This is a genomic window from Jiangella asiatica, from assembly GCF_004349065.1.
In the GTDB taxonomy this organism is placed as follows: domain Bacteria; phylum Actinomycetota; class Actinomycetes; order Jiangellales; family Jiangellaceae; genus Jiangella; species Jiangella asiatica.
In genome coordinates this window covers 26,595-48,489 of sequence record NZ_SMKZ01000026.1, presented here as the reverse complement: position 1 = coordinate 48,489, position 21,895 = coordinate 26,595, and the positions used below count along the sequence as shown (strand labels likewise).

The window sequence follows — 21,895 nt, the reverse complement described above, 5'->3', positions numbered from 1 at the left end:
CACGCAAGGATCGCCCGTTTTCGGTTAGTATGTGCGTCACGACTCACGGGGTACGGCTATTTGCGCAGGTGAATGCGAGTGCACGGCTTGTATCGAAGATCCCGTTCCTGGGTCGCCGGCTGGGCGCTCTGGGCAGCGCCCAGAGCTGTCATCGCGCTGGTCCTGATCGTCGTCGCCGTCGGCGCCTTCGTGACCACGGCCACCACGTTCCTCATGCCCGTCACCACGACGGACGCCCTGCGGTTCGGGGTTCTCGCAGTGTGCGCCACGGTCGCCATCGAGCTGACCCGCCACTTCGAACGCCGCCGAGAGTACGCGCGCACCAGTGCCGCACCGTACATCGATACCAAGTCGGTCTGGAGCTTCGCGGCGGTCATCGTGCTGCCGCCGGTCTTCGCCTCGGCCATGGTCATCTTCACCTACGCACTGGCGTGGTCGCGGGTGAAGCCGCACGCGCAGAAGCTGCCATACCGCTGGGTGTTCTCGTGCGCGACCGTCCTGGTCGGCACCCAGGCAGCGGTGGCAGTCCTCGCGCTCGGCATGCCGGGCTATCCCGGCGCACCGGGCGGTGCCTCGCTGAACGGCCTGCTGGAGCTCGGCGTCGTGGCCTGTGCGGCCGTGGCTCGGTGGGCCATCAACGTGGGTCTGGTCATGGCGGCCATCGCACTGTCCAAGCCCACCACCACCGCTCGCGACATGTTCGCCAACTTCGGTGAGCAGCTCCTCGAGGCCGGCGCCATCGGCCTCGGCCTCGTGGCCGCGGCTGTCGTCGTCAGCAACCCGTTCGTGCTGCCCGGCATCGTCGTCGCCATGGTGGCGCTGCACCGCGGCATCCTGCTCAACCAGTACCAACAGGCGTCGCGCATCGACGCCAAGACCGGCCTGGCCACAGCGGGCTGGTGGCACGACTTCGCCGAGCGCTCCCTGGCCCGGGCACAGGACCACGGCGAAACCCTCGGCTTGCTGATCGTCGACCTCGACCACTTCAAGAGGCTGAACGACACCTTCGGCCACCCACACGGCGACCTGGTGCTCAAGGCGGTCGCTCAGGAGCTCATCGCCGAGATCCGCGACCAGGACGCCTGCGGCCGCTGGGGCGGAGAGGAGTTCGTCGTGGTGCTGCCGGAGGTCGGCACCCGCCAGAACCTCCGCAACGTCGCCGAGCGCATCCGCCGCCGCGTCCAGACCATCGTCGTCGATCCGCCCGACGGTGCCCCTGTCGGAGCCCACACCTCGATCACCGCGTCGGTGGGCGGCGCCATCTACCCGTCCGAGGGCATCGGCACCATCGACGAGCTGCTGCTGGCGGCCGACACCGCCCTCTACGCGGCCAAGAACTCCGGCCGCAACACCGTCCGGCTGGGTGGCTCCGACGCTGACGTGCAGTCACGTCCCGCCGAGCTGCCTAGCCAGCTGGAGCCACCGTCGACCACCCTGTGACGCCGTCGCCGGGTACGGAATGATGTGCGCATGCGTGCATACATCGGGGCCGCCACGACGGGCGGCGGAGGCAGTAGCGCGGCTGGGATCACCGTCGCCGACGTCGACGACGGCTGGGTGAAGCCGATCGGTGTTGGCGCCCAGGGCGTCGACAACCCCATGTACGTGGCACGGTCCGCTGACGGACGGGTGCTGTTCACCGTGCACGAGGTGGCCGAGGGACGGGTCAGCGCCTGGGCTGTCGACGGCGACACCCTCACCCCTCTCGGCGTGCCGCGCCCGACCGGCGGCTCCGGCCCCTGCCACCTGTCGGTGCATCCCAGCGGCCGGTTCGTGCTCACCGCCGACTACGGCTCCGGCTCCATCAGCGTGCACCGGATCCTCGCCGACGGAGCCCTCGACGACGCGACGCACGTAGTGCAGCACTCCGGCAGCGGCCCCAACGGCACTCGTCAGGACGGCCCGCACGCGCACATGATCGTGACCGACCCGGTCCGCGGCCACGTCCTGGCCACGGACCTCGGCACCGACACCGTGTACCGCTACGACTTCGACGAGTCGACCGGCCGGCTCGCTCTCGCCGACGAGATCCGGGTCGCCGCCGGCTCCGGCCCTCGGCACCTCGTCCTCGCCGGCGACCATGCGTACGTCGTCAACGAGCTGAGCTCCACCATCTCGGTCATCGACCTCACGGCCCCGGCGGTGGTGGCCGACGTGCCGACTCACCCTGGCACCGACCGTGGCGGGAGCCAGCCGTCGGCCATCCGCCTCGACCCCACCGGCCGGTTCCTCTACGTCGCCAACCGCGGTCCCGACGAGGTAGCCGCACTCACCGTCGACGGGCCCGACGTCTCTCTGGTGGCCACGGTCCCGTGCGGCGGCACGCACCCGCGCGACCTGGAGGTCGACCCCTCCGGGCGCTACCTCTACGTGGCAAACCAGTTCTCAGACGCGCTCGTGACGTTCCGGCTGGACCCCGAGACCGGCGTGCCGGAGCGCCGCGACCCCGTCCTCGAGACCCCCAGCCCGGCGAGCATCCTCTTCGCCTGACACCACGGATCACTGGTGACGATGCAGCTGCTTCACGGCACGAGCCGGAAGCGCCCGCCGCCCAACGGCCGCAGCACCTCGAAGTGACGGCGATCGAGGGTCGCGACCTGGCCGAGCTCGTCCGGACCAATCGCGGGGAGCTCCCAGGCGCCACCCATTTGACCGCTGCCCTCAGGTCGTCCGGCAGGTAGCTGGTCGTCTTCTCCACGGACGGGTGATACCACCGCTGGCCCCACCCGTGCAGGCCTCAGCCCTGGTGGTTGGGCTTGCGCAGGGCTCCCTGTCGACGGGTTCGGCGGGTGCCTGTAGCGGCGGTGACCCGGCGCCGACCGGCCGGGGCGGCATCGTGCGCGACGGCGTGGCGGCCGTGCCGGCGAGTGGTCAGCCGCGCCGCGCGACGGCGACCCCGCCGGGGCCCTTCGCCGGCCAGGTGCGGGTCGGCGGCCGGCACCGGCGCCTCCGGCTCGACCGCGACCGTGATGGGCGGGTCCGGCTCCAGCCCGCCGATCCGGGCCGGCCGGGCGACGAGGAACATCGCGGCCACCGCCAGCGCCGACATGGCCAGCATGACCCCGGCCATCGGCACCGACGAGCCGGTGCCGAACGCGCCCACCAACGGTGCACTGACCGCGCCGACCAGGAAGTTCATCGCGCCGAGCAGAGCCGCCGCGGTGCCGGCCGAGCGACCGTGGCTGGCCAGGGCGAGCGCCGGGATGTTGGGCATGGTGAAACCGACCGTGGTCAGGATCGCGAACAGCGGCACCGCCACGCCGTAGATGCCGAACAGGCCGGTCACCGCGAACACGAGCATCAACGCCGCGGACGACGACGCGACCACCAGGGCACCGGACAGCACCCACTGCGACCTGACCCGCCGGACGAGCCGTGCGTTGAGCTGCGTGGCGAGGATGAGGCCGGCGGAGTTGACGCCGAACACGATGCCGTAGGACTGCTCGGACAGCCCGTACACGTCCTGGAAGACGAACGACGAGCCGGCGATGTAGCCGAACAGCGCCGCCATCATCAGCCCGCCGGTCAGCATGAGCCCGACGAAGGTCCGCTCGCGCAGGATCGACCCGTAGGTGCGCACGGTGCCGGCGACGCCTCCGGACCGGCGCCGCTCCACCGGCAGCGTCTCCTTCAGGCCGAACACGACCACGGCCAGCAGACCGACGCCCAGAGCACCGAGCACCCAGAACACGCCTCGCCAGTCGGTGAACCGCAGCACCTGGCCGCCCAGGGTCGGCGCCAGCACCGGCGCAACACCGGTTACCAACATGAGCCGCGACAGCAGCTGCACCGCCGGCAGGCCGGTGTACAGGTCGCGGACCACGGCCATCGACACAACGGCGCCCGCGGCGGCCGCCATGCCCTGCAGCACGCGGAAGGCGCCCAGCGTCGCGATGTTCGGTGCCAGTGCGCACAGCAGCGAGGCGAGGACGTGCACGGCGGCGGCCGCCATGAGCGGACGGCGACGGCCGACGGCGTCGGACAGCGGTCCGAGGATCAGCTGGCCGACGGCGAAGCCGAGCAGCGTGCCGGTCAGGGTCAGCTGCACCTGTGACTCCGACGCGCCGAGGTCGCCGGAGATGGCCGGGAACGCGGGCAGGTAGAGGTCGATGGTCAGCGGGCCGAGCGCGGTCAGGGCACCGAGCACGAGCACCCGGCGGATCATCTGCTGGCGGGACGACGCGGTAGCTGATTCGGTAGCAGATTCGGTGGCTGATTCGGTGGCGGTGTCGGGGGCCGGGTCGAGGGCGGCTTCGGTCGCGGAGCGAGCGCGCGCAGGCATGGAGGCAGGACCTCGTTCCAGAGGTGAGTGCGGGGGTGTCAGACGGACCAGGACCGCGGCGTCGACGGCGCGGATGTCGCCATCAACAACTGTGCCAGACGCGGCTGACATTCCACAGCCGAAATTCACCGCGTGCAGCACGCGGAGACGTGTGAACCGTCACTCCGGGCGGCCCGCGGTGCGGTCAGCGCAGCAGGGGCGCGACCGCCTTCCAGCCCGGGTCGGGCCTCGCCTGCACGGCGGCCGTCCCGTGCGTCCACCCCTCCAGGACGGGTCCGACCCGCGACGCGTCGACCTCGAGGCCGTCGACGTAGTAGTGCACGACGATCTGCCCGCCACCGGTGACCCGGCCGACGTGAATGACCCGCGGACCGTCGCCGCCGAGCTCGGCCAGCACCTGCTCGCCGAGCTTCTCGGCCTCGTCGACGATCGCGGGCTCGCGCGGCTGGCCGTCGGGCATGGCCTCGTAGTCGAGTACGACGGCCACATGGGTGTCGGCGAGCGGCCGCTCCACCCGGTCCAGGGGACGGCGGACCAGGGCGACGATCGGGCCGGACCGGCTGGTGCCGCGCAGCACCGCCCACTGCCCCCCGGCCGGGCGCAGCTGGTCGACGACGGTGCCCAGCACCGCGACCGGGATGGCGTCGATGGGGGCGTCGGCGGAGACCTCGACCTCGCCGATCCACCGCTCGGCGTCGTCCTCGCCCAGTGCGGCGTCCAGGCCCAGGAACGCGACCGACAGCCGATGCTCCCGGTCGAGCAGCGGGAACAGGGGATGGTGGATGACGACGTCGAGCACGCCGTGCTGGACGTCGACCCGGGTGCCGGCGACCAGCTCGCGCAGCTCGACGTCGTAGTCGTCGACCTTCATGACGGCCGACTCGAACAGCGACGGGTCGGCCCGTCGCACCGGCGCGAACTCGACGTCGGGGTCGTCCGGCGCCGCGAGCGCCCACCGCTCGGCCAGCGCGCGCAGCTCCGCCTTGCCGCCGCTGGACACCACGAGCGTGAACCGCTTGGTCGTACTGCGCGCCAGCTCCCAGTTGAGCGACGGGTCGATCGCCGCGATCGCCGGGCGCAACAGGGCGATGAGGTCGTCCGAGCGCCTGTCGTCCGCCGCCACGTCGGCGTCGTCGGCCGAGAAACGCACCTCGGTCGCGGCCAGGACGTCGCCGCGGTGCTCGGCCCACCACGCCCAGAACTGGGCGATGGCCGGACGGGGGTCGTCGGGCACACGGGACTTGCGGCGGAAGAACGCCATGTCAGCTCGTCTCTTCAGCGGCGGCGGCTTCGACGATCGGGCGTCGACAGGAGCATCATAGAGAGTGCGGGATCGACCCGAGTCCTCCGAGGAGGTGGGGTCATGTCCATGCCCAGTCCCGACATCGAGCAGCATCCCGACGTTGCCGTCATGAGGAACAGGTACGACCAGATCGCCGAGACCCCCGTGGCCCAGTCCGCCGACGGTCTCGCCTTCCTGGCCGGTCTCTATCTGGCGACGTCACCATGGGTGGTCGGGTTCACCGAGCACTCCGCACTCACCGTCACCAACCTGGTCACCGGCCTCGCCATCGCTCTGTTGGCGGCGGGCTTCGTGGCCTCCTACGGCCACCTGCACGGCCTGGCCTGGGTCGCGCCGATCCTCGGCGCCTGGGCCATCGTCGCACCATGGGTGGTCGCCGGCGACACACCCGACACATCGGCCGTCGTCAGCAACATCATCACCGGAGCGGTCGCGATTCTGTGCGCCCTGGCGATGATGTCCAGCGGCATGCGCCGCAGCCGCGTCTAGAAACGAGTGGACCGGGCGGTGCCGGTACCGGTCCCGCACGGCACCGCCCGGCGGGGGGATGCGTCATCATGCAGCGCATGGAGTTCGCCGACCTGGTCCGCCGCCGCCGCATGATCCGAAACTACGACGAGCGCCCGGTCGACCCGGCCGCCGTCGACCGCATGCTCGAGAACGCGCTGCACGCGCCCAGCGCCGGCTTCAGCCAGGGCTGGGCGTTCTTGCGGTTGGACACCGCCGACGACGTCGCCAGGTTTTGGGCCGCGTCGACACCGCCGGGCCAGGGCGTCGATGCCTGGTCCGAAGGACTGCGGCGAGCGCCCGTCGTGATCGTCCCGATGTCGTCCAAGCAGGCCTACCTGGACCGTTACGCCGAGCCGGACAAGGGCTGGACCGACCGCGACGAGAAACGCTGGCCGGCGCCCTACTGGGACATCGACACGGGCATGGCCAGCCTGCTGATACTGCTGACCGTGGTCGACGAGGACCTCGGTGCCTGCTTCTTCGGCATCCCGCCGGAGCGGGTACCGGCTTTCCGCGAGGCCTTCGGCGTGCCCGCCACGTTCGACCCCATCGGGGCCATCACGGTCGGCCATCGCGCACCCGACCGCCGCTCGCCGTCACTGAAGCGCGGCCGGCGCGGCCTCGACGACGTCGTGCACCGAGGTCACTGGGGCGGCCCCCTTGATCATCAACGATCTCGGGGGTCATAGGACCCGAGATCGTTGATGATCAAGGGGAAGGGGTGGGGCTCAGCGCAGGGGGCGACGGCCAGCACCGTCCGGCGACGACTCGTGGACCGGGTCGGACAGTCCGGTCGGTCATCGGTACTCCTCTCGTATCAGCTCGACGAGCTCGTCGGCGCTCAGGCCCAGCCGGTGCGCGACCGCGCTGACCTCGGCGACCGCTTGCCGCAAAGCCGCGAGCCCGCCCACAGCCTCGGCGGTGATGACGGCGCCGCGGCCGCGCCGCAGCTCGAGCAGGCCCTCGTCGCGCAGCAGCTGGAAGCCGTGCAGGACGGTGTGCACGTTCAGGCCCAGGGAGTCAGCGAGCTCCCGCGCGGCCGGCAGCCGTTCGCCCGCCCGCAGCTCACCCCGGGCCAGCGCGCCACGGACGGCGGCGGCCAGCTGGGCGAACAACGGCTCGGGCGAACCCGGGTTCAACCTGATGAGCACAGTGCCAGTCTGTTGTTCTAGTTCTAATGGAACAAATTGGCCTTCGCGGCGCTGAGATAGCGTCACCCCATGTCCGAGATCTCCCGCCCTCCGGTCGCGAAGCAGATTCCTCACGAGCGGACGGTGCACGGCGACACCGTCGTCGACCCTTACGCCTGGTTGAAGGACCGCGACGACCCAGACACCATCGCGTACCTGGAGGCCGAGAACGCCTACGCGGCAACCGCCACCGCGCACACGAAGGCGCTGCAGGACGAGATCTTCGACGAGATCAAGAGCCGAACACTCGAGACCGATCTCTCGGTGCCGACCCTCCACCACGGCTGGTGGTACTACACGCGCACGGTCGAGGGCAGCCAGTACCTCATCAACTGCCGCTCGCGCACCGAACCGACGCTGCCGGCCGACCCCGCCGAGCCGATCGCCGCCCCCGCGGACGAGCAGGTCATGCTCGACCAGAACGAGCTGGCCGGCGACTCCCCGTACTTCGCCGTCGGCACACTCGACGTCAGCCCGGACGGCCGGCTGCTGGCGTACTCCACCGACTACGACGGCAGCGAGAAGTACACCCTGCGCTTCAAAGACCTCGACACCGGCGCGACCCTGCCGGACGAGGTGCCCGGCACCTACTACGGCTCGGCCTGGTCCGCCGACGGTTCGGTGCTCTTCTACAGCACGGTCGACGAGGCCATGCGCCCATACCGTGTCTGGCGCCACGTTCTGGGCACCGAGGCCGCCGCGGACACCGTCGTGCACGAGGAGACCGACGAGCGGTTCTTCGCCACAGTCGGGCTGACCCGCAGCGAGCAGTACGTCCTCATCGAACTCGGCAGCATGATCACCAGCGAGGTCCGGATGCTCCCGGCTGCCGATCCGTTGGGCGAGTTCAGCGTCGTGGAGCCGCGCGAGCAGGGCGTGGAGTACTCCGTCGACCACACCGGCGACGCGTTCTACATCGTGCACAACCACGACGCTCTCGACTTCGAGCTGGTGGTCGCGCCCGCCGCCGCACCCGGACGGGCCAACTGGCGGCCGGTGCTGCCGCACACCCCAGGCGTCCGGGTCACCGGTGTCGACGCGTTCGCCGGCCACCTGGTCGTCTCCCTGCGCCGCGACGGACGCACGGAACTGCACGTCGTGCCACTGGTCGACGGTGCGTCGGGGCAGGGCCGCGACATCGAGTTCGTCGAACCGGTCCGCACCGTCCAGCCCGCCGCGAACGCCGAGTTCGACACGTCGGTGTTCCGCCTCGGCTACGGCTCACTGACCACACCGACGTCGGTCTACGACTACGACGTCGTCACCGGCGAGCTGCGCCTGCGCAAACGGCAGCCCGTGCTCGGCGACGTCGACCTGAGCGCCTACGAGTCGGCGCGCGAGTGGGCCACCGCTCCGGACGGCACCCGGGTCCCCATCTCGCTGGTCAAACGGCGCGACACTCCGCGTGACGGCACCGCGCCCTGCGTCCTGTACGGGTACGGCGCGTACGAGAACTCGCGGGACCCGTGGTTCTCGATCCCGCGACTGTCGCTGCTGGACCGCGGCTTCGTCTTCGCCATCGCACACGTGCGTGGCGGCGGCGAGCTCGGCCGGCGCTGGTACGAGGACGGCAAGCTACTGTCCAAGAGAAACACCTTCACCGACTTCGTCGCCTGCGGCGAGCACCTGGCGGCCGGCGGCTGGACCTCGCGCGACCGCCTGGCCGGTCGCGGCGGCAGCGCCGGCGGGCTGCTCATCGGCGCCGTCGCCAACCTCGCGCCCACCACGTTCGCCGCGCTGGTGGGCGAGGTGCCGTTCGTCGACGCGCTCGAGACCATCCTCGACCCGTCGATGCCGCTGACCGTGGTCGAGTGGGAGGAGTGGGGCAACCCGCTGGAGTCGGCCGAGGTCTATGCGTACATGAAGTCGTACACGCCGTACGAGAACGTCCAGGCCCGCGACTACCCGGCCATCCTCGCCACCGCCGGTCTCAACGACCCGCGGGTCAGCTACCACGAGCCGGCCAAGTGGGTCGCCCGCCTGCGGGCGACGGCGACGGGCGCGCGGCCACTGGTGCTCAAGACGGAGATGGGCGCCGGCCACGGCGGGCCATCCGGCCGGTACGACGCCTGGCGCGACGAGGCCTTCACGCTCGCCTTCATCATCGACGCCACCACTGCCTGACGCACCGCACGCCTCGCATACCTCGCCTTCTTCGCGTTCGTGACCTGCTGGTTCACGCCCGCGTGTGCCTGCATGCCCGGCGTACATTCGGGTAACTGCCGAACATCTGCGAGCCCAAGGGAGTGATCATGAGAGGCAAGCTGCTACTCCTGGCGGGAGCTGCGGTCGGGTACGTCCTCGGTACGCGGGCCGGGCGCCAGCGGTACGAACAGATCAAGGGCCGCGCCGGCACCATGTGGCACGACCCGAAGGTCCAGGAGAAGGTTTCCGAGGCCCAGCATGCCGTCATGGCCAAGGCTCCGGAGATCCAGGAGAAGCTGACGGAGGCAGCGTCCAAGGCGACCGACAAGGTCAAGTCGACGATGCAGCGCCACGACCCAGACCCCACGGAGGTGGGTGCCCATGGCCACAACGGGCATTACCCCCAGCCAGGATGACCGGTCCGTAGCCGAGCTGGTCCGCCAGTTCTCCGAGCAGACCTCCCACCTGATCCGGGACGAGATGCGGCTGGCTCAGGCCGAGATGTCGCGAAAGGCCAAGCACGCCGGTGCTGGGATGGGCCTGTTCGGTGGCGCCGGGCTGTTGGCGTTCTTCGGCGTGGGCGCGCTCGTGACTTGCGCCATCGCGGCACTGTCGCTGGAGCTTGAGGTGTGGGCAGCCGCGCTGATCGTCGCCGGCGCCCTCTTCCTGCTGGCCGGTGTCGTAGCCATGCTGGGTCGCGGCCAGACGAAGCAGGCCTCGCCCAAGCCGGAGCGGACGGTCGAGAACGTCAAGCGTGACGTCGGGGAGCTGAAGGAGAGGCACCGATGAGCAGCACGGCGAAGAGCACGACGAAGGAACCGCCGAAGGGCGCCAAACCGGAAGAGATCGAGCAGCACATCGAGCAGACCCGTCGTGACCTCGGCAGCACCATCGAGGCCCTGTCGCACAAGCTCGACGTCAAGAGCCAGGCACAGGAGAAGCTCGGGATGGCCCGCGACCGCGCCGGCTCCGTGGGCCGACGGCTCAAGATGCTGGCGATGCGCCCGATGACCATGATGGTGGCCGGCGGGACGGCGGTGGTGGCCGCCGTGGCCGGTGCCGTGGCGTGGAAGCGCCGGCACTGACCGGTCGCCAGGTGATCGCATGGCAACGCACCGGCACGGCCACCGCACCGATTCCGACGACGTCCAGCCGGAAGCTGCCCCGGCTGGACCGGCGGGCGCCCGGCCCGATCCGGACGACGAACGCAAGCCGGACGGCCCGACGCAGCTGAGCCGCCCGTCCTGGGCCTACGTGGGGCGGCGCACCGTCCGGGAGTTCATGGACGACGAGTGCACCGACCTGGCGGCGGCACTGACCTACTATTCGGTGCTCTCGCTGTTCCCCGCCCTGGTCGCCCTGGTGTCGCTGCCGGCGCTGATCGGCCAGGGGCAGCAGACGACGGACCAGCTGGTGTCGATCGTCCAGGACATCGCGCCGTCGGCGGCGGCCTCCGACCTCGAAGGCCCGATCAACCAGCTCACCAACGCGCCCGGCGCCGGCCTGACGCTGGTGATCGGCCTGGTCGCGGCGGTGTGGTCGGCGTCGGCCTACGTCAGCGCCTTCGGCCGCGCGATGAACCGCGTCTACGACATCGGCGAGGGGCGGCCGTTCTGGAAGCTGCGTCCGCTCGTGCTCGGCATCACGCTGCTGGTGATGGTGCTGGTGCTGGCCGTAGCGGTGATGCTGGTGGTCAGCGGGCCGGTGGCGCGCGCCATCGGTGACGCCATCGGTGTCGGCGGCACCGCGGTGACGGTCTGGGACATCGCCAAGTGGCCGGTCATGGTGTTCGTCGTCGCGATGATCATCGCGATCCTCTACTGGTCGACGCCCAACGTCCGCCAGCCGAAGTTCCGGTGGATCAGCATGGGAGCGTTCATCGCCATCGTGGCGTGGGCCCTGGGTTCGGCCGGCTTCGCGTTCTACGTCGCGAACTTCGGCAGCTACAACCGGACGTACGGGTCGTTGGCCGGTGTGATCGTCTTCCTGCTGTGGCTGTGGCTCACCAACCTGGCCCTGCTGTTCGGCGCCGAGTTCGACGCCGAGACCGAACGGGCCCGGCAGCTGCAGGCCGGGATGCCTGCCGAAGAGGAAATCCAGCTACCGCCGCGCGACACCCGGCAGCTGGACAAGGCCGCGGACAAGCAGGCCACGTTGGTCCGGATGGGCCAGCGGCTGCGGTACCGCCGCGGCGGGCACGAGTAGGCCCCGAGTCGCAGCCGGCCGGGCCTGGCTCAGAGCAGCCGGGCCCGGCTGAGCCGGGCCCGGGCCTCCAGCCGGCGGGCGAGCCCTTGCAGGCGGGACGCGGCGTCCTCCAACCGCCGCGCCCGGCGCAGCCGCCGGGTGGTGTCGACGACCCTGGCCTCGTGCTCGAACTGTTCGGCTCGGTGACGATGGAGCGCTTCGTAGTAGTCGATGCTCATGATCACGTCTCCCGGGATCGGACCGGCCTCAACCGGCCCGGTGCAATCGGATGGATCCGCTGACGGTAGTGACGGCCAGCAGCAGCGTGCGGTCGGTTTCGGCCGGCGCGTCGGCAGGGTCGAGGTCGGAGCGGACGGAGCCGGTGATGCTGGAGACGTCGAGCTTCGCGGCCGTGCCGGCGGCCAGGCCGACGGTCACGCCGCCGCTGGCGGTGCCCGCCGTGATGTCGCCCTCGACCGCCTCGCGGACGGTGATGTCGCCGGAGGCGGTGGTCACGCCGACCCGGCCGGCGACACTGCCGATGGTGACGTCACCCGAGGCGGCCGACATCCGGCCGTCGCCGACCGTGCCGTCGACGTCGATGGCGCCGGAGCCGGACTCCAGGTCGACCGAGCCGCTGAGCCGGCGGATCCGGATGTCGCCGGAGCCGGTGCGGACCGCTGCGCCGGCGCAGTCATCGACGGTGACGTCGCCGCTGCCGGTGGTGAGCCGGACGTCGGCGGCGGACTGGACCGACACGGCGCCGGAGCCGGCCTTGCCGGAGACGTCGGCGAGCGGGCCCAGCAGCCGGATGTCACCGGAGCCGGACTGTACCGAGGCGGCGCTGCCGGCGGGCACGGTGACGACGATGTCGACCGACGGCGACCTGCCGATCAGCGACGTGGAGCGCGGCACCTCGACGCGCAGGGCGCCGGGACGGTACTCCACCGTGGTGCGGTCGGCCAGCTCGTCGCCACCCGGCCCGGACGGGTGCAGCCGCACCGTCACCTCCGCGGTGTCGGCGGCGGTGACCTCGACGTCGCCGGAGCGCTGCTCGATCGAGAGCCTGATCGGCCCGTCGGCCGGGAATGTCTTGGTGATGATGTCGGACATGAGGTTCTCCCGTTCGCGAAGAGTCAGCGGACCCAGCCGGAGATGTTGCGGCCGATGTTGATGCGCACCGACGACGACCGGTTGGGTTCGAGGGTCTGGAGGACCGCCCGGATCAGCCAGGCGTTGACGGACATGCCGTCCGCCGCCGCGGCCTCCTCGACCCGGACCTTGAGCGTCTCGGGAAGGCGCAGCGACACGCGGGACGTGCCCTCGTCGGGCTCCGGATGCGTGGGCGGCGTCGGCGGCTGCGGCGGGGTAGGTGGCTGCGGCGGGGCGAGCTCCGCCGCGACGAGCTCAGGGTCGCCGCCGCGCAGCCGGACCTCGACGGCGACACCGTCGAGCTGGCTGGTGACCTCGGCCGCGGCATCGCCGAGCGCCTCGAGCAGCGTCAGCCGCAGCGACGGCTCGACGGCGTAGGAGAGCCGTTCCGCCGCGGCACGCACGTCGTCGGCGGCGGCCTGGCCGGCCGCGGCGAGCGAACGGCGCAGTGCCTCGACATAGGGCGTGAGTTCCATGACGCCATGGTGGCGCCATTATGGCGTCAAGTCAAGCGTCACACGACGCCATCGTGTGATCAACAGGCGACGGTGTCCCTTCCAGGGCTGACGGCCAGCAGCGAAAACAGGCAGATGACCTGCTCGTACGCACCAATGGTGGGCGGGCGCCATGATGACGCCACGTGACGCCTCCGTGGCGCCACGCCATCACCCTCGCCGCAACACGCCCCGCCAGCCCGGCGTGCCTTGGCACGCCGAGTCGCTCCGGGATTCGGACAGATCCCCCGGCCGCAGCGCCAACCAGGCGTGCCAAGGCGCCGACCCGCGACGGATGATCACCGGGTGGCGGGGGCGCCGCGTCTGACGGCGGAGAGCAGCAGCTGGGCGACGTCGACGACCTCGACGCCCTCGCCCGCGCCCTCGGACTGGGCCTGGGTGAGGCCGTCGGAGAGCATGACGCGGCAGAACGGGCAGCCGACGGCGATGGCGTCGGCGCCGGTGGCGAGGGCCTCGGCGGTGCGGTCGGCGTTGATGCGGGTGCCGATGCGTTCCTCCATCCACATGCGTGCGCCACCGGCGCCGCAGCAGAACGAGGTGGACCGGCTGCGCGGCATCTCGCGCAGTTCCACGCCCGGCAGCGAGCCGACCAGCTCGCGGGGCGGCTCGTAGACCTGGTTGTGCCGGCCCAGGTAGCAGGGGTCGTGGTAGGTGACCGGGCGCCCGGCCACGGCGTCGTCGGCCGGGGCGACCGGGGTGAGCCGACCCTCGCGCACCAGCCGGTTGAGCAGCTGCGTGTGGTGCACGACCTCCAGCTCGAGGCCGAGCTGGGCGTACTCGTTCTTGATGGTGTTGAAGCAGTGCGCGCAGGTGGAGACCACCCGTACCGCCTTGGTCTCGCGCAGCACGTCGATGTTCTGCGCGGCCAGCTGCTGGTAGAGGAACTCGTTGCCCGACCGGCGGGCCGGGTCGCCCGTGCACGTCTCACCGTCACCGAGCACCGCGAAGGAGACCCCGGCGGCGTGCAGCAGCTCCGCGACCGCCTGGGTCGTCTTCTTCGCCCGGTCCTCGAACGCGCCGGCGCAGCCGATCCAGAACAGCCAGTCGACCTCGTCGAGGGACTCCACGTCGACCCCGACCTGCTGGACCGGGAATGGGAGGTCCTTGGCCCAGTCCATCCGCTTGGAGGCGTTGACGCCCCACGGGTTGCCGGCCTTCTCCAGGTTGCGGAACAACCCGCCCAGCTCGCTCGGGAACTCGGTCTCGATCAGCGTCTGGTAGCGGCGCAAATCCAGGATGTGGTCGACGTGCTCGATGTCGACCGGGCACTGCTCCACACAGGCGCCGCAGGTGGTGCAGGACCACAGCACGTCCGGGTCGATCACACCGCCGTGCTCGGCGTCGCCGACGATGGCACGGTCGGCCTCCGCGCGCGCCTCGACCGGCACGTCCGCGCCGTCGCCGTCACCGGCCAGCAGGTACGGCGCCTTGGCGTAGGCGTGGTCGCGCAGGTTCAGGACGAACAGCTTCGGCGACAGCGGCTTGTCGGTGTGCCACGCCGGGCACTGCGACTGACACCGCCCGCACTCGGTGCAGGTGGAGAAGTCCAGCAGCGCCTTCCACGAGAAGTCCTCGACCTTGCCCACGCCGAGCGAGGCGTCCTCGTCCAGGTCGTCGAGCTTCTCGAAGTCGACCGGCTCGCCGCCGACGGTGAGCGGCTTGGCCGCACCCAGCGCCGGCCCGCCGTCGGCCTCGCGCTTGTAGTAGATGTTGAAGAACGCCAGCGCACGGTGCCAGCCGACCCCCATGGTCAGGTTCCAGGCCAGCACGGTGAAGAACACCCACGACACGGTGATCTTCACGCCGGCCACCACGTGCACGGCCAGTTCGACGTCGTCGGTGGCAACGCCGTCGAACCAGGACCCTATGAAGGCCGTCAGCGGGAAGTGCAGCATGTCCCCGAACAGCCGGTACTCCAGCCCGCGCAACACCAGGATGCTCACCGCGATCGTCGCGATGGTGAACTCCACGTAATACGCCTGCCAGAACGCCGACCCGAAGAAGCGTGACCTTCGCCCGCTCCGGCGCGGGTGCGACAGCTGCCGGATCACCGTCAGCGTCGCGATGCCCGCCAGCGTCAACCACGCGATCGCCTCGGTGAACCACTCGAACGGCGCCCAGTGCCCGATCAGCGGCAGCGCCCAGTACGCGTCGAACAGCTGCCCGTACGCCGTCACCAACGTGAAGAACAGCGCGAAGAAGCCGATCATGACGAACCAGTGCGCCGCGGCGACGACCGGGCGTTTGGCCATCCTCGTGTGTCCGAGGAACTCACGCACCAACGTCCGGGTGCGCGAACCCGGGTCGTTCTTGCGACCCGGTGCCGGCTGTCCGAGCCGGATCACCCGGACCATCCGCACCGCGGCATCCGTCAGCACCACCAGGGTCAACACGGTGACACCCAGCGCGACAACGATGGCGACGTACTGCATGGCGTCCGGCTCCTTACCGCCGAGTCGGGCTTACCCGCTCGCGCGGGCACCCCTACATATTACCCATGGGTAACTATGGCTGCCCACTCTCCACGTGGGTGCGGTGGAAGTTCAGGTAGGACCGGCTCGGCGTGGGACCGCGCTGGCCTTGATAGCGCGAGCCGTGACGCTGCGCACCGTAGGGCTCCTCGGCCGGCGACGTGAGCGCGAAGAAGCACAGCTGGCCGATCTTCATGCCCGGCCACAGCTTGATGGGCAGCGTCGCGACGTTGGACAGCTCCAGCGTGACGTGGCCGGTGAAGCCCGGGTCGATGAAGCCCGCCGTCGAGTGCGTGAGCAGGCCCAGCCGACCCAGGCTCGACTTGCCCTCCAGCCGTGCGGCGACGTCGTCGCCCAGCGTCACCGTCTCATACGTGGAGGCCAGCACGAACTCGCCCGGGTGCAGCACGAACGGCTCGCCACCATGCGGCTCGACCATGCGGGTGAGGTCGGGCTGCTCCTCCGCCGGGTCGATGTGCGGATAGCGGTGGTTCTCGAACACCCGGAAGTACCGGTCGAGCCGCACGTCGATGCTCGACGGTTGCACCATCTCGGGGTCGTACGGGTCCAGCTGGACCCGCTTGGACTCGACGGCGGCCCGGATGTCGCGGTCGGAGAGCAGCATGTGGGGACACTACCGACCCCGCGAGATCACCGACCACGCGGCCGTCCCCGCCGCCGCTACGTTGAAGATCAGCAGCCCTAGCAGCATAATGCTGCTATGGCTGCGATTACGGTGCGAGACGTTCCCGACGCGACCCGAGACGAGCTCGCGGCCCGCGCATCGCGCAGCGGCCGGTCGCTGCAGGAGTACGTTCGGATCAAGCTCGTGGAGATCGCCAACCGACCCGATCCGGAGGAGCTGGTCGGACACATCCGCGACCGTAAGGCGCGCACGGGTAGCCGGCTGTCCAAGGCCGATATCCTGGCACACCGGGACGCCGACCGCCGGTGACACTCGTCGTCGACGCGTCTCTGGTGGTGTCCGCGCTCGTCGACAGTGGCGCCGACGGCGCCTGGGCCGACAGCCTGCTCGCCACCCAACCGCTCGCCGCACCCCACCTGATGCCGGTGGAAGCGGCTAACATCCTGCGCCGTTCGGCAACGGCCGGCCTCATCTCGGGCGATACGGCGGCCATGGCCCATGCGGACCTCGTCGCGTTGCCCCTCGATCTGTTCTCTTATGCCCCGTTCGCGGAGCGGGCCTGGGAGCTCCGCGACAACGTCACGAGCTACGACGCCTGGTACGTCGCGCTCGCGGAGCATCTCGGCTGTGCCCTGGCCACGCTCGACAACCGGCTGGCCGCCACGCCGGGGCCGCGATGCTCGTTCGCGACCCCGGCGGCGTGACCGGCGTGACTCAGCGATCCAGGGCCGGCATCAGAGCAGGGTGCCGGCGCGCCAGTCCGCGACGAACTCCGGGTTGGCGTCGAGCCACTGCGCGACCGAGCCGGCGTTGTCCTCGCGCCCGTTCTCGACCACCATGATGTCCTCGATCTCCAGCAGCTGCTCATTGGAGAGGTAGAGGTTCTGGATCAGCTGCGCGGCATTCGGGAAGTCCTCGTGGAAGCCCGGCCGGGCCAGGCTGTACAGGCGCTCGGCTTCGCCGAGGGCGCCCTCGGGGTCCTCCAGGTCGCGGATGTCGTAGGCGGCGTACGCCCAGTGCGGGTGCCACAGGGTGACGGCGATGTCGTCACCGGCCGACATGGCGTTGTCCAGCTCGGCCAGCATCGCCGGCGAGGACGACGTCGGGAAGTCCCAGTCGTCCAGGCCGTAGGTCGGGATGACCTCCTCCTGGGTGGTTGCCGTCAGCCCGGCGCCGGGCTCGATGCCGACGAGCCGGCTGCCGTACGCGTCGGCGTTGTCGGCCAGCTCGTCCAGCGACTGGGCCGGCGAGTCGGCGTTGACCGCGATCGTCAGGTAGCCCTCGTCGAACCAGCAGCCGGCATCTTCGAGGTCGTCGCCGAACTGCTCGACGTACTGCGCATGGGTGTTGGGCAGCCACGCGTCCATCAGCACGTCGATGTCGCCCTGTGCCACGCCCGTGTACGCGGGACCGGCCTCCAGCTCCTCGAACTCGACGGTGTAGCCCTGCTCCTCCAGCGCGACCTTGGCCAGCTCGGCGACGACGTAGTTCTCGTCCCAGCCGCTGAAGACGCCGATGGTGATCTCGGTCTCGTCGTCACCGGTGCCTTCCGGGTCCGGCATCTCGGCGTTGCCCTCGGCCGGATCGCACGACCCGGTCTCGACGTCACCGATGGTCTGCACCTCGGTGGTGTCGCCGCCGCCGTCGCTGGTGGTCTCACCGCCGCCGTCGTCATCGCCGCAGCCGGCGAGGACCAGGCCGCCGGCACACAGGCCGGCCAGGAGCGTGAGCGTGGACTTGCGCATGTTTCTCCTCCGTGTCGATCTACCGTGCACTCTTGGTTCGAGGACTTAGCTGGTTGTGGGTGTCAGGTGCGGAGCTTCGTTGCCCGCGCCACGGGGGCGCGGTCGGCCAGTGCCGAGACGATGCGGTCCAGATAGATGGCGAGCACGACGACCGCCAGACCTGCCTCGACGCCGGTCGCGACCCGCAGCGACTGCAGGCCGGAGACGACGTCCAGGCCGAGACCGGCGGCGCCCACCATGGCGGCGAGCACGACCATGGACAGCGACAGCATGATCACCTGGTTGATGCCGGCCATGATCGTCGGCAGCGCTAGTGGCAGCTGGATTTGCCGCAGGATGCGCGTCGGCGACGATCCGAAGGCCTGGCCGGCCTCCACGACCTCGGGATCGACCTGGCGGATGGCGAGCTCGGTGAACCGCACACCGGGCGGCATCGCGAAGACGATCGTCGAGATCATGCCGGGGACCACCCCGATGCCGAAGGCGAAAAGGGTGGGTATCAGGTAGACCATCGCCGGCATGGTCTGCATGAAGTCGAGGACAGGGCGCAGCGCGTTGCTCACCGCCTGCGACTTCGCCGCCCAGATGCCCAGCGGCACCGAGATCAACGTCGCCAGCGCCGCCGCCACCACGACGAGTGACAGCGTCTCCATCGCCGCGTCCCACCGGTCCATCGAGGCGACGAGGTAGAACCCGGCGACGGTGAACACCGCGAACTTCCACGACCGGACCACCCAGCCCAGCGCGGCGAACAGCGCGATCATGACCAGGAACGGCGGTGCGCTCAGCACCTCGTAGAGCCCGTCGTACAGGCCCTGGAGCACCGTCTCGACGACGTCCAGGACCGGCTGGAACGTCTCGGTGAACCAGTCGAACGCGTCGGAGACCCACTCGCCGACGTCCAGCCTCGGGTCCAGCGGGTCGAACGCTTCGTCGCTCATCGCACACCTCCTTCGACGCGAGCCGGCTCGGCGCCATGCTCGGCGTCCTGCTCGGCGTCGGGCAGGGCCTCGACGATGCTGGCCATCGCGGCCAGCAGCGTGACCCGAGGGACGACGCCGACCAACCGGCCGGCGTCGTCGAGCACGGCCAGTGGCAGTGGCGACTCCGCCGACGGCGCGAACAGCTCGGCGAGGTACGCGTCGGCGTGCACCGACGTGAAGTCGTCGCCGACGATGCCGTCCAGCGTCGAGTCGCCCCGGTTGACGGCGGCGACGACGTCCTGGTCGCGGACCACGCCGCGCAAGGTGCGATCGCGGGCGACGACGAACGCGGCGCTCATCTGCTTCTCCCGCATGCCGTGCAGCGCGACCCGAGGGCCGCCCGTGGCGCTGACCTCCAGCTGGGCCGGCTCCATGACGCTGGCAGCGGTGAGGACGCGGGTGCGGTCGACGTCGGCCACGAACTGGGCGACGTAATCGTTGGCCGGATCTTTCAACACCTCCTCGGCCGTGCCGATCTGCACGATCCGGCCGTCGCGCATGACCGCGATGCGGTCGCCGAGGCGCATCGCCTCGTTGAGGTCGTGGGTGATGAACACGACGGTCTTGCCGAGCCTTGCCTGCAGGTCGATCAGCTGGTCCTGCATCTCGCGGCGGATCAGCGGGTCCAGCGCGGAGAACGCCTCGTCCATGAGCATGATGTCGCTGCCGGCGGCGAGGGCGCGGGCGAGACCCACCCGCTGTTTCATGCCCCCGGACAGCTGGGCGGGATATCGGTCCTCCCAGCCACCCAGGCCGACGAGCTCCAGCGCTTCGGCCGCCCGGTCCAGCCGCTCCTTCTTCGGCACTCCCTGGATGTCCAGGGCGTAGGCGGCGTTCTCGGCGACAGTCCGGTGCGGCAGCAGGGCGAAGTGCTGGAACACCATGCCGATCCGTTGTTGTCGCACCCGGCGCAGCTCGGCCTCGTCGATGGCGAAGATGTCTACACCGTCGACGAACACCCGGCCGGCCGTGGGCTCGAGCAGCCCGTTGAGCATCCTGATCAGAGTCGACTTCCCGGAACCGGACAGTCCCATGACGACGAAGATCTCGCCGGGCCGTACGTCGAAGCTGGCATCGATCACCGCAGGGGTGGCGCCGGTCGCGACGACCTCGGCCCGGCTCGCGCCGTCCCGGAGCCGTCGTACGGCATCGTCGGTCTTCTTGCCGAAGACCTTGAACAGTCCTTCCGCGCGTACGGCGGTCACGCCTCACCTTTCGTTCGTCAGCCACGCGACGCACCGGTGAACCGGGCGGGGGCTACGCCAGGCAGCTCCCTACGGGAGCAACCGGTGAGCCACGCGACGAAGCGGCGCGAGCGGGATGAACGTGGCACGCGGGCACCCAAGCCCGCCTCGTCGGCCACAGCCCAACCGCACCTGTCTGGGGTTCGGTCGTCCGTGACGCTAGCGGACCCGATCGGGCCGGTGCGAATCCAGAGCCTCGGGAGCTGCGCGATTGTGATGATTGCAACGCCAGATGGTTACCTGTTGAGACAGGACTAGTCCAGCATGCGGACTATCTGCCGCTCACGCCGTGCGCAGCGCCGTGATCGGCTCGACCGCCGACGCCCGCCAGGCGGGGTAGGTCCCCGCCACCAGGCCGATCAGTCCGCCGAGCAGCGGCGCCGCAAGCGCCAGCCGGATGTCCAGCAGCGGCGTCCAGTCGCGGACCACCGAGACGCCGACCGTCGCCAGCACCCCGATGGTCGAGCCGATCAGCCCGCCCAGGAAGCCCACGATCCCGCTCTCCACCAGGAACTGTCCGGCCACGTGCAGCCCGCCAGCACCGACCGCCCGGCGCAGGCCGATCTCGGAGATGCGCTCCAGCACCGACAGCAGCGTCACGTTGGCGATCCCGAGCCCGCCGACCAGCAGCGACAGCCCGCCCAGCGCCAGGAACAGGCCATTGACGTCGGCGGAGACCGTGTCGCGCAGCGAACCCGGCGGGGGCGGTGCCGTCACGTCGAGCAGGTCGGGCTCGTTGGGGTCGACGGCAATGGGCGCCTGCTCGCCGATCAGCTGCGCCGCTCCGAGTGCGGTGCGGATCTCGACTGCCTCGGGTGCCTCCAGCCCGTAGAGGGCGCGTGCCGTGCCCATCGGGATGATCACCGAATCCTGCACCTCCGACCGGTAGTCGACGGCGTCGAGGATGCCGATGACCGTGAACGAACGGTCGCCGATGAAGATGGACGGCTGCGAGTCCACCCGGCTGATGCCCAGCCGTTCCGCCGCGTAGCGGCCGAGGACGACGACGGGGTCGGCTCGCTGTTCGTGCCCCCCGTCGAAGAAGCGGCCGCCAGCGAGCCGCGCGCCGAGCGCGTCGAACAGACCCGGCGACGCGCCGGCCACCGGAACTGTCTGCTCGATCGTGCCGTACGGGACACCGCGGACCGGCGCGCCGGCGACGTCCACGCTGGCGAAGGTCCCGGCCGCCTCGACCCCGGCCAGCCGACCCAGCCGCTCCGGCGCGTCCCACGGCAGCTGGGTCAGCGCTACCTCCCCGTCGGGCCCGTCGGTCTCGCCCGACTCGATGACGACCCGAACCGCGGCGATCCGGTCGAACTGGTCGTTGATCTGCCCCGCGGCCGTCTGCCCGAGGCCCAGTGTCGCGACCAGCGCCGCGATGCCCAACACGGTGCCCAGCGTCGTGAGCGCCAGCCGCGACGGCCTCGCCGCCACGCCGGCCAACGCCTCCCCGAGCAGGTCGGGCACCGTCATCCGACGCCCGCGCGGCAGCTCTCGCGGCGCCCGCACCCAACGCGACCAGCGA

The 21,895-nt window shown here is 70.6% G+C and carries 23 protein-coding genes; 11 read left to right on the top strand and 12 right to left on the bottom strand.

Going from position 1 to position 21,895, the window contains the following annotated elements; genetic code table 11:
- The first annotated feature begins 78 nt into the window (after nt 1-78).
- Together E1269_RS18205 and E1269_RS18200 are read left to right on the top strand one after the other, a co-directional pair.
- On the top strand, nt 79-1,440 hold the full coding sequence (locus E1269_RS18205; protein ID WP_420810648.1) for a GGDEF domain-containing protein: 1,362 nt from the start codon (nt 79-81) through the stop codon (nt 1,438-1,440).
- 30 nt (nt 1,441-1,470) lie between these two features.
- Nucleotides 1,471-2,490, top strand: a complete 1,020-nt coding sequence (locus tag E1269_RS18200) for a lactonase family protein (protein WP_131897081.1) — start codon at nt 1,471-1,473, stop codon at nt 2,488-2,490.
- Between the two features lie 247 nt (nt 2,491-2,737).
- Here E1269_RS18200 and E1269_RS18195 read toward each other — a convergent pair whose 3' ends face one another.
- Nucleotides 2,738-4,165 carry a multidrug effflux MFS transporter gene (locus E1269_RS18195; RefSeq protein WP_131897079.1) on the bottom strand — a complete coding sequence of 476 codons (1,428 nt, stop codon included), beginning with the start codon at nt 4,163-4,165 and terminating at the stop codon, nt 2,738-2,740.
- Nucleotides 4,166-4,466: 301 nt separating this feature from the next.
- Nucleotides 4,467-5,543: a hypothetical protein gene (locus E1269_RS18190; RefSeq protein WP_131897077.1), complete on the bottom strand. Its 1,077-nt coding sequence runs from the start codon at nt 5,541-5,543 to the stop codon at nt 4,467-4,469.
- 102 nt (nt 5,544-5,645) lie between these two features.
- On the opposite strand from E1269_RS18190, the gene E1269_RS18185 reads away from it, so the two are divergent.
- Both E1269_RS18185 and E1269_RS18180 read left to right on the top strand, forming a co-directional pair.
- Nucleotides 5,646-6,074, top strand: a complete 429-nt coding sequence (locus tag E1269_RS18185; protein ID WP_131897075.1) for an SPW repeat protein — start codon at nt 5,646-5,648, stop codon at nt 6,072-6,074.
- 77 nt (nt 6,075-6,151) lie between these two features.
- Entirely contained in the window at nt 6,152-6,784 is a 633-nt protein-coding gene (locus tag E1269_RS18180; protein ID WP_131897073.1) for a nitroreductase family protein, read from the top strand.
- Between the two features lie 108 nt (nt 6,785-6,892).
- Here E1269_RS18180 and E1269_RS18175 read toward each other — a convergent pair whose 3' ends face one another.
- On the bottom strand, nt 6,893-7,246 hold the full coding sequence (locus E1269_RS18175; RefSeq protein WP_131897071.1) for a GntR family transcriptional regulator: 354 nt from the start codon (nt 7,244-7,246) through the stop codon (nt 6,893-6,895).
- Between the two features lie 69 nt (nt 7,247-7,315).
- Here E1269_RS18175 and E1269_RS18170 point away from each other — a divergent pair, with 69 nt between their 5' ends.
- The 5 genes from E1269_RS18170 (at nt 7,316) to E1269_RS18150 (ending at nt 11,635) form a co-directional block, all read left to right on the top strand.
- Nucleotides 7,316-9,409, top strand: a complete 2,094-nt coding sequence (locus tag E1269_RS18170; protein WP_131897069.1) for a S9 family peptidase — start codon at nt 7,316-7,318, stop codon at nt 9,407-9,409.
- 128 nt (nt 9,410-9,537) lie between these two features.
- A complete protein-coding gene (locus tag E1269_RS33470; RefSeq protein WP_131897067.1) occupies nt 9,538-9,846 on the top strand; it encodes a YtxH domain-containing protein in 309 nt (102 codons plus the stop codon).
- Nucleotides 9,812-10,219 carry a phage holin family protein gene (locus E1269_RS18160; RefSeq protein ID WP_131897065.1) on the top strand — a complete coding sequence of 136 codons (408 nt, stop codon included), beginning with the start codon at nt 9,812-9,814 and terminating at the stop codon, nt 10,217-10,219. Before E1269_RS33470 ends, E1269_RS18160 begins: the two co-directional genes overlap by 35 nt.
- Complete coding sequence (locus E1269_RS18155) at nt 10,216-10,515, top strand: DUF3618 domain-containing protein (RefSeq protein WP_131897063.1); 300 nt, start codon at nt 10,216-10,218, stop codon at nt 10,513-10,515. The genes E1269_RS18160 and E1269_RS18155 overlap by 4 nt, the downstream gene beginning before the upstream one ends.
- Before the next feature lie 19 nt (nt 10,516-10,534).
- On the top strand, nt 10,535-11,635 hold the full coding sequence (locus tag E1269_RS18150; protein ID WP_203433845.1) for a YihY/virulence factor BrkB family protein: 1,101 nt from the start codon (nt 10,535-10,537) through the stop codon (nt 11,633-11,635).
- Between the two features lie 29 nt (nt 11,636-11,664).
- Here E1269_RS18150 and E1269_RS18145 read toward each other — a convergent pair whose 3' ends face one another.
- The 5 genes from E1269_RS18145 to dcd all read right to left on the bottom strand — a co-directional run bounded on the left by E1269_RS18145 (nt 11,665) and on the right by dcd (nt 16,377).
- A complete protein-coding gene (locus E1269_RS18145; protein WP_131897061.1) occupies nt 11,665-11,853 on the bottom strand; it encodes a hypothetical protein in 189 nt (62 codons plus the stop codon).
- Nucleotides 11,854-11,881: 28 nt separating this feature from the next.
- Nucleotides 11,882-12,727 carry a DUF4097 family beta strand repeat-containing protein gene (locus E1269_RS18140; protein ID WP_131897059.1) on the bottom strand — a complete coding sequence of 282 codons (846 nt, stop codon included), beginning with the start codon at nt 12,725-12,727 and terminating at the stop codon, nt 11,882-11,884.
- A 23-nt stretch (nt 12,728-12,750) separates the two neighbouring features.
- The gene (locus E1269_RS18135) at nt 12,751-13,242 is read right to left on the bottom strand and encodes a hypothetical protein (protein ID WP_131897057.1); all 492 of its coding nucleotides are present in this window, start codon (nt 13,240-13,242) and stop codon (nt 12,751-12,753) included.
- Between the two features lie 317 nt (nt 13,243-13,559).
- A complete protein-coding gene (locus E1269_RS18130; protein WP_131897055.1) occupies nt 13,560-15,713 on the bottom strand; it encodes a (Fe-S)-binding protein in 2,154 nt (717 codons plus the stop codon).
- 73 nt (nt 15,714-15,786) lie between these two features.
- A complete protein-coding gene (gene dcd / locus E1269_RS18125) occupies nt 15,787-16,377 on the bottom strand; it encodes a dCTP deaminase (RefSeq protein WP_131897053.1) in 591 nt (196 codons plus the stop codon).
- Nucleotides 16,378-16,473: 96 nt separating this feature from the next.
- Here dcd and E1269_RS18120 point away from each other — a divergent pair, with 96 nt between their 5' ends.
- Together E1269_RS18120 and E1269_RS18115 are read left to right on the top strand one after the other, a co-directional pair.
- Nucleotides 16,474-16,707, top strand: a complete 234-nt coding sequence (locus E1269_RS18120) for a FitA-like ribbon-helix-helix domain-containing protein (protein ID WP_131897051.1) — start codon at nt 16,474-16,476, stop codon at nt 16,705-16,707.
- Nucleotides 16,704-17,102: a type II toxin-antitoxin system VapC family toxin gene (locus E1269_RS18115; protein WP_131897049.1), complete on the top strand. Its 399-nt coding sequence runs from the start codon at nt 16,704-16,706 to the stop codon at nt 17,100-17,102. Before E1269_RS18120 ends, E1269_RS18115 begins: the two co-directional genes overlap by 4 nt.
- Before the next feature lie 30 nt (nt 17,103-17,132).
- On the opposite strand, the gene E1269_RS18110 is transcribed toward E1269_RS18115, so the two are convergent.
- The 4 genes from E1269_RS18110 to E1269_RS18095 all read right to left on the bottom strand — a co-directional run bounded on the left by E1269_RS18110 (nt 17,133) and on the right by E1269_RS18095 (nt 21,843).
- Nucleotides 17,133-18,143 (bottom strand): glycine betaine ABC transporter substrate-binding protein, encoded by a 1,011-nt coding sequence (locus E1269_RS18110; RefSeq protein ID WP_131897047.1) that lies wholly within the window; start codon nt 18,141-18,143, stop codon nt 17,133-17,135.
- Between the two features lie 62 nt (nt 18,144-18,205).
- On the bottom strand, nt 18,206-19,084 hold the full coding sequence (locus tag E1269_RS18105; protein WP_131897045.1) for an ABC transporter permease: 879 nt from the start codon (nt 19,082-19,084) through the stop codon (nt 18,206-18,208).
- Complete coding sequence (locus tag E1269_RS18100; RefSeq protein ID WP_131897043.1) at nt 19,081-20,331, bottom strand: quaternary amine ABC transporter ATP-binding protein; 1,251 nt, start codon at nt 20,329-20,331, stop codon at nt 19,081-19,083. Before E1269_RS18100 ends, E1269_RS18105 begins: the two co-directional genes overlap by 4 nt.
- Nucleotides 20,332-20,652: 321 nt before the next feature.
- On the bottom strand, nt 20,653-21,843 hold the full coding sequence (locus tag E1269_RS18095) for an ABC transporter permease (protein WP_131897041.1): 1,191 nt from the start codon (nt 21,841-21,843) through the stop codon (nt 20,653-20,655).
- Between the last annotated feature and the right edge of the window lie 52 nt (nt 21,844-21,895).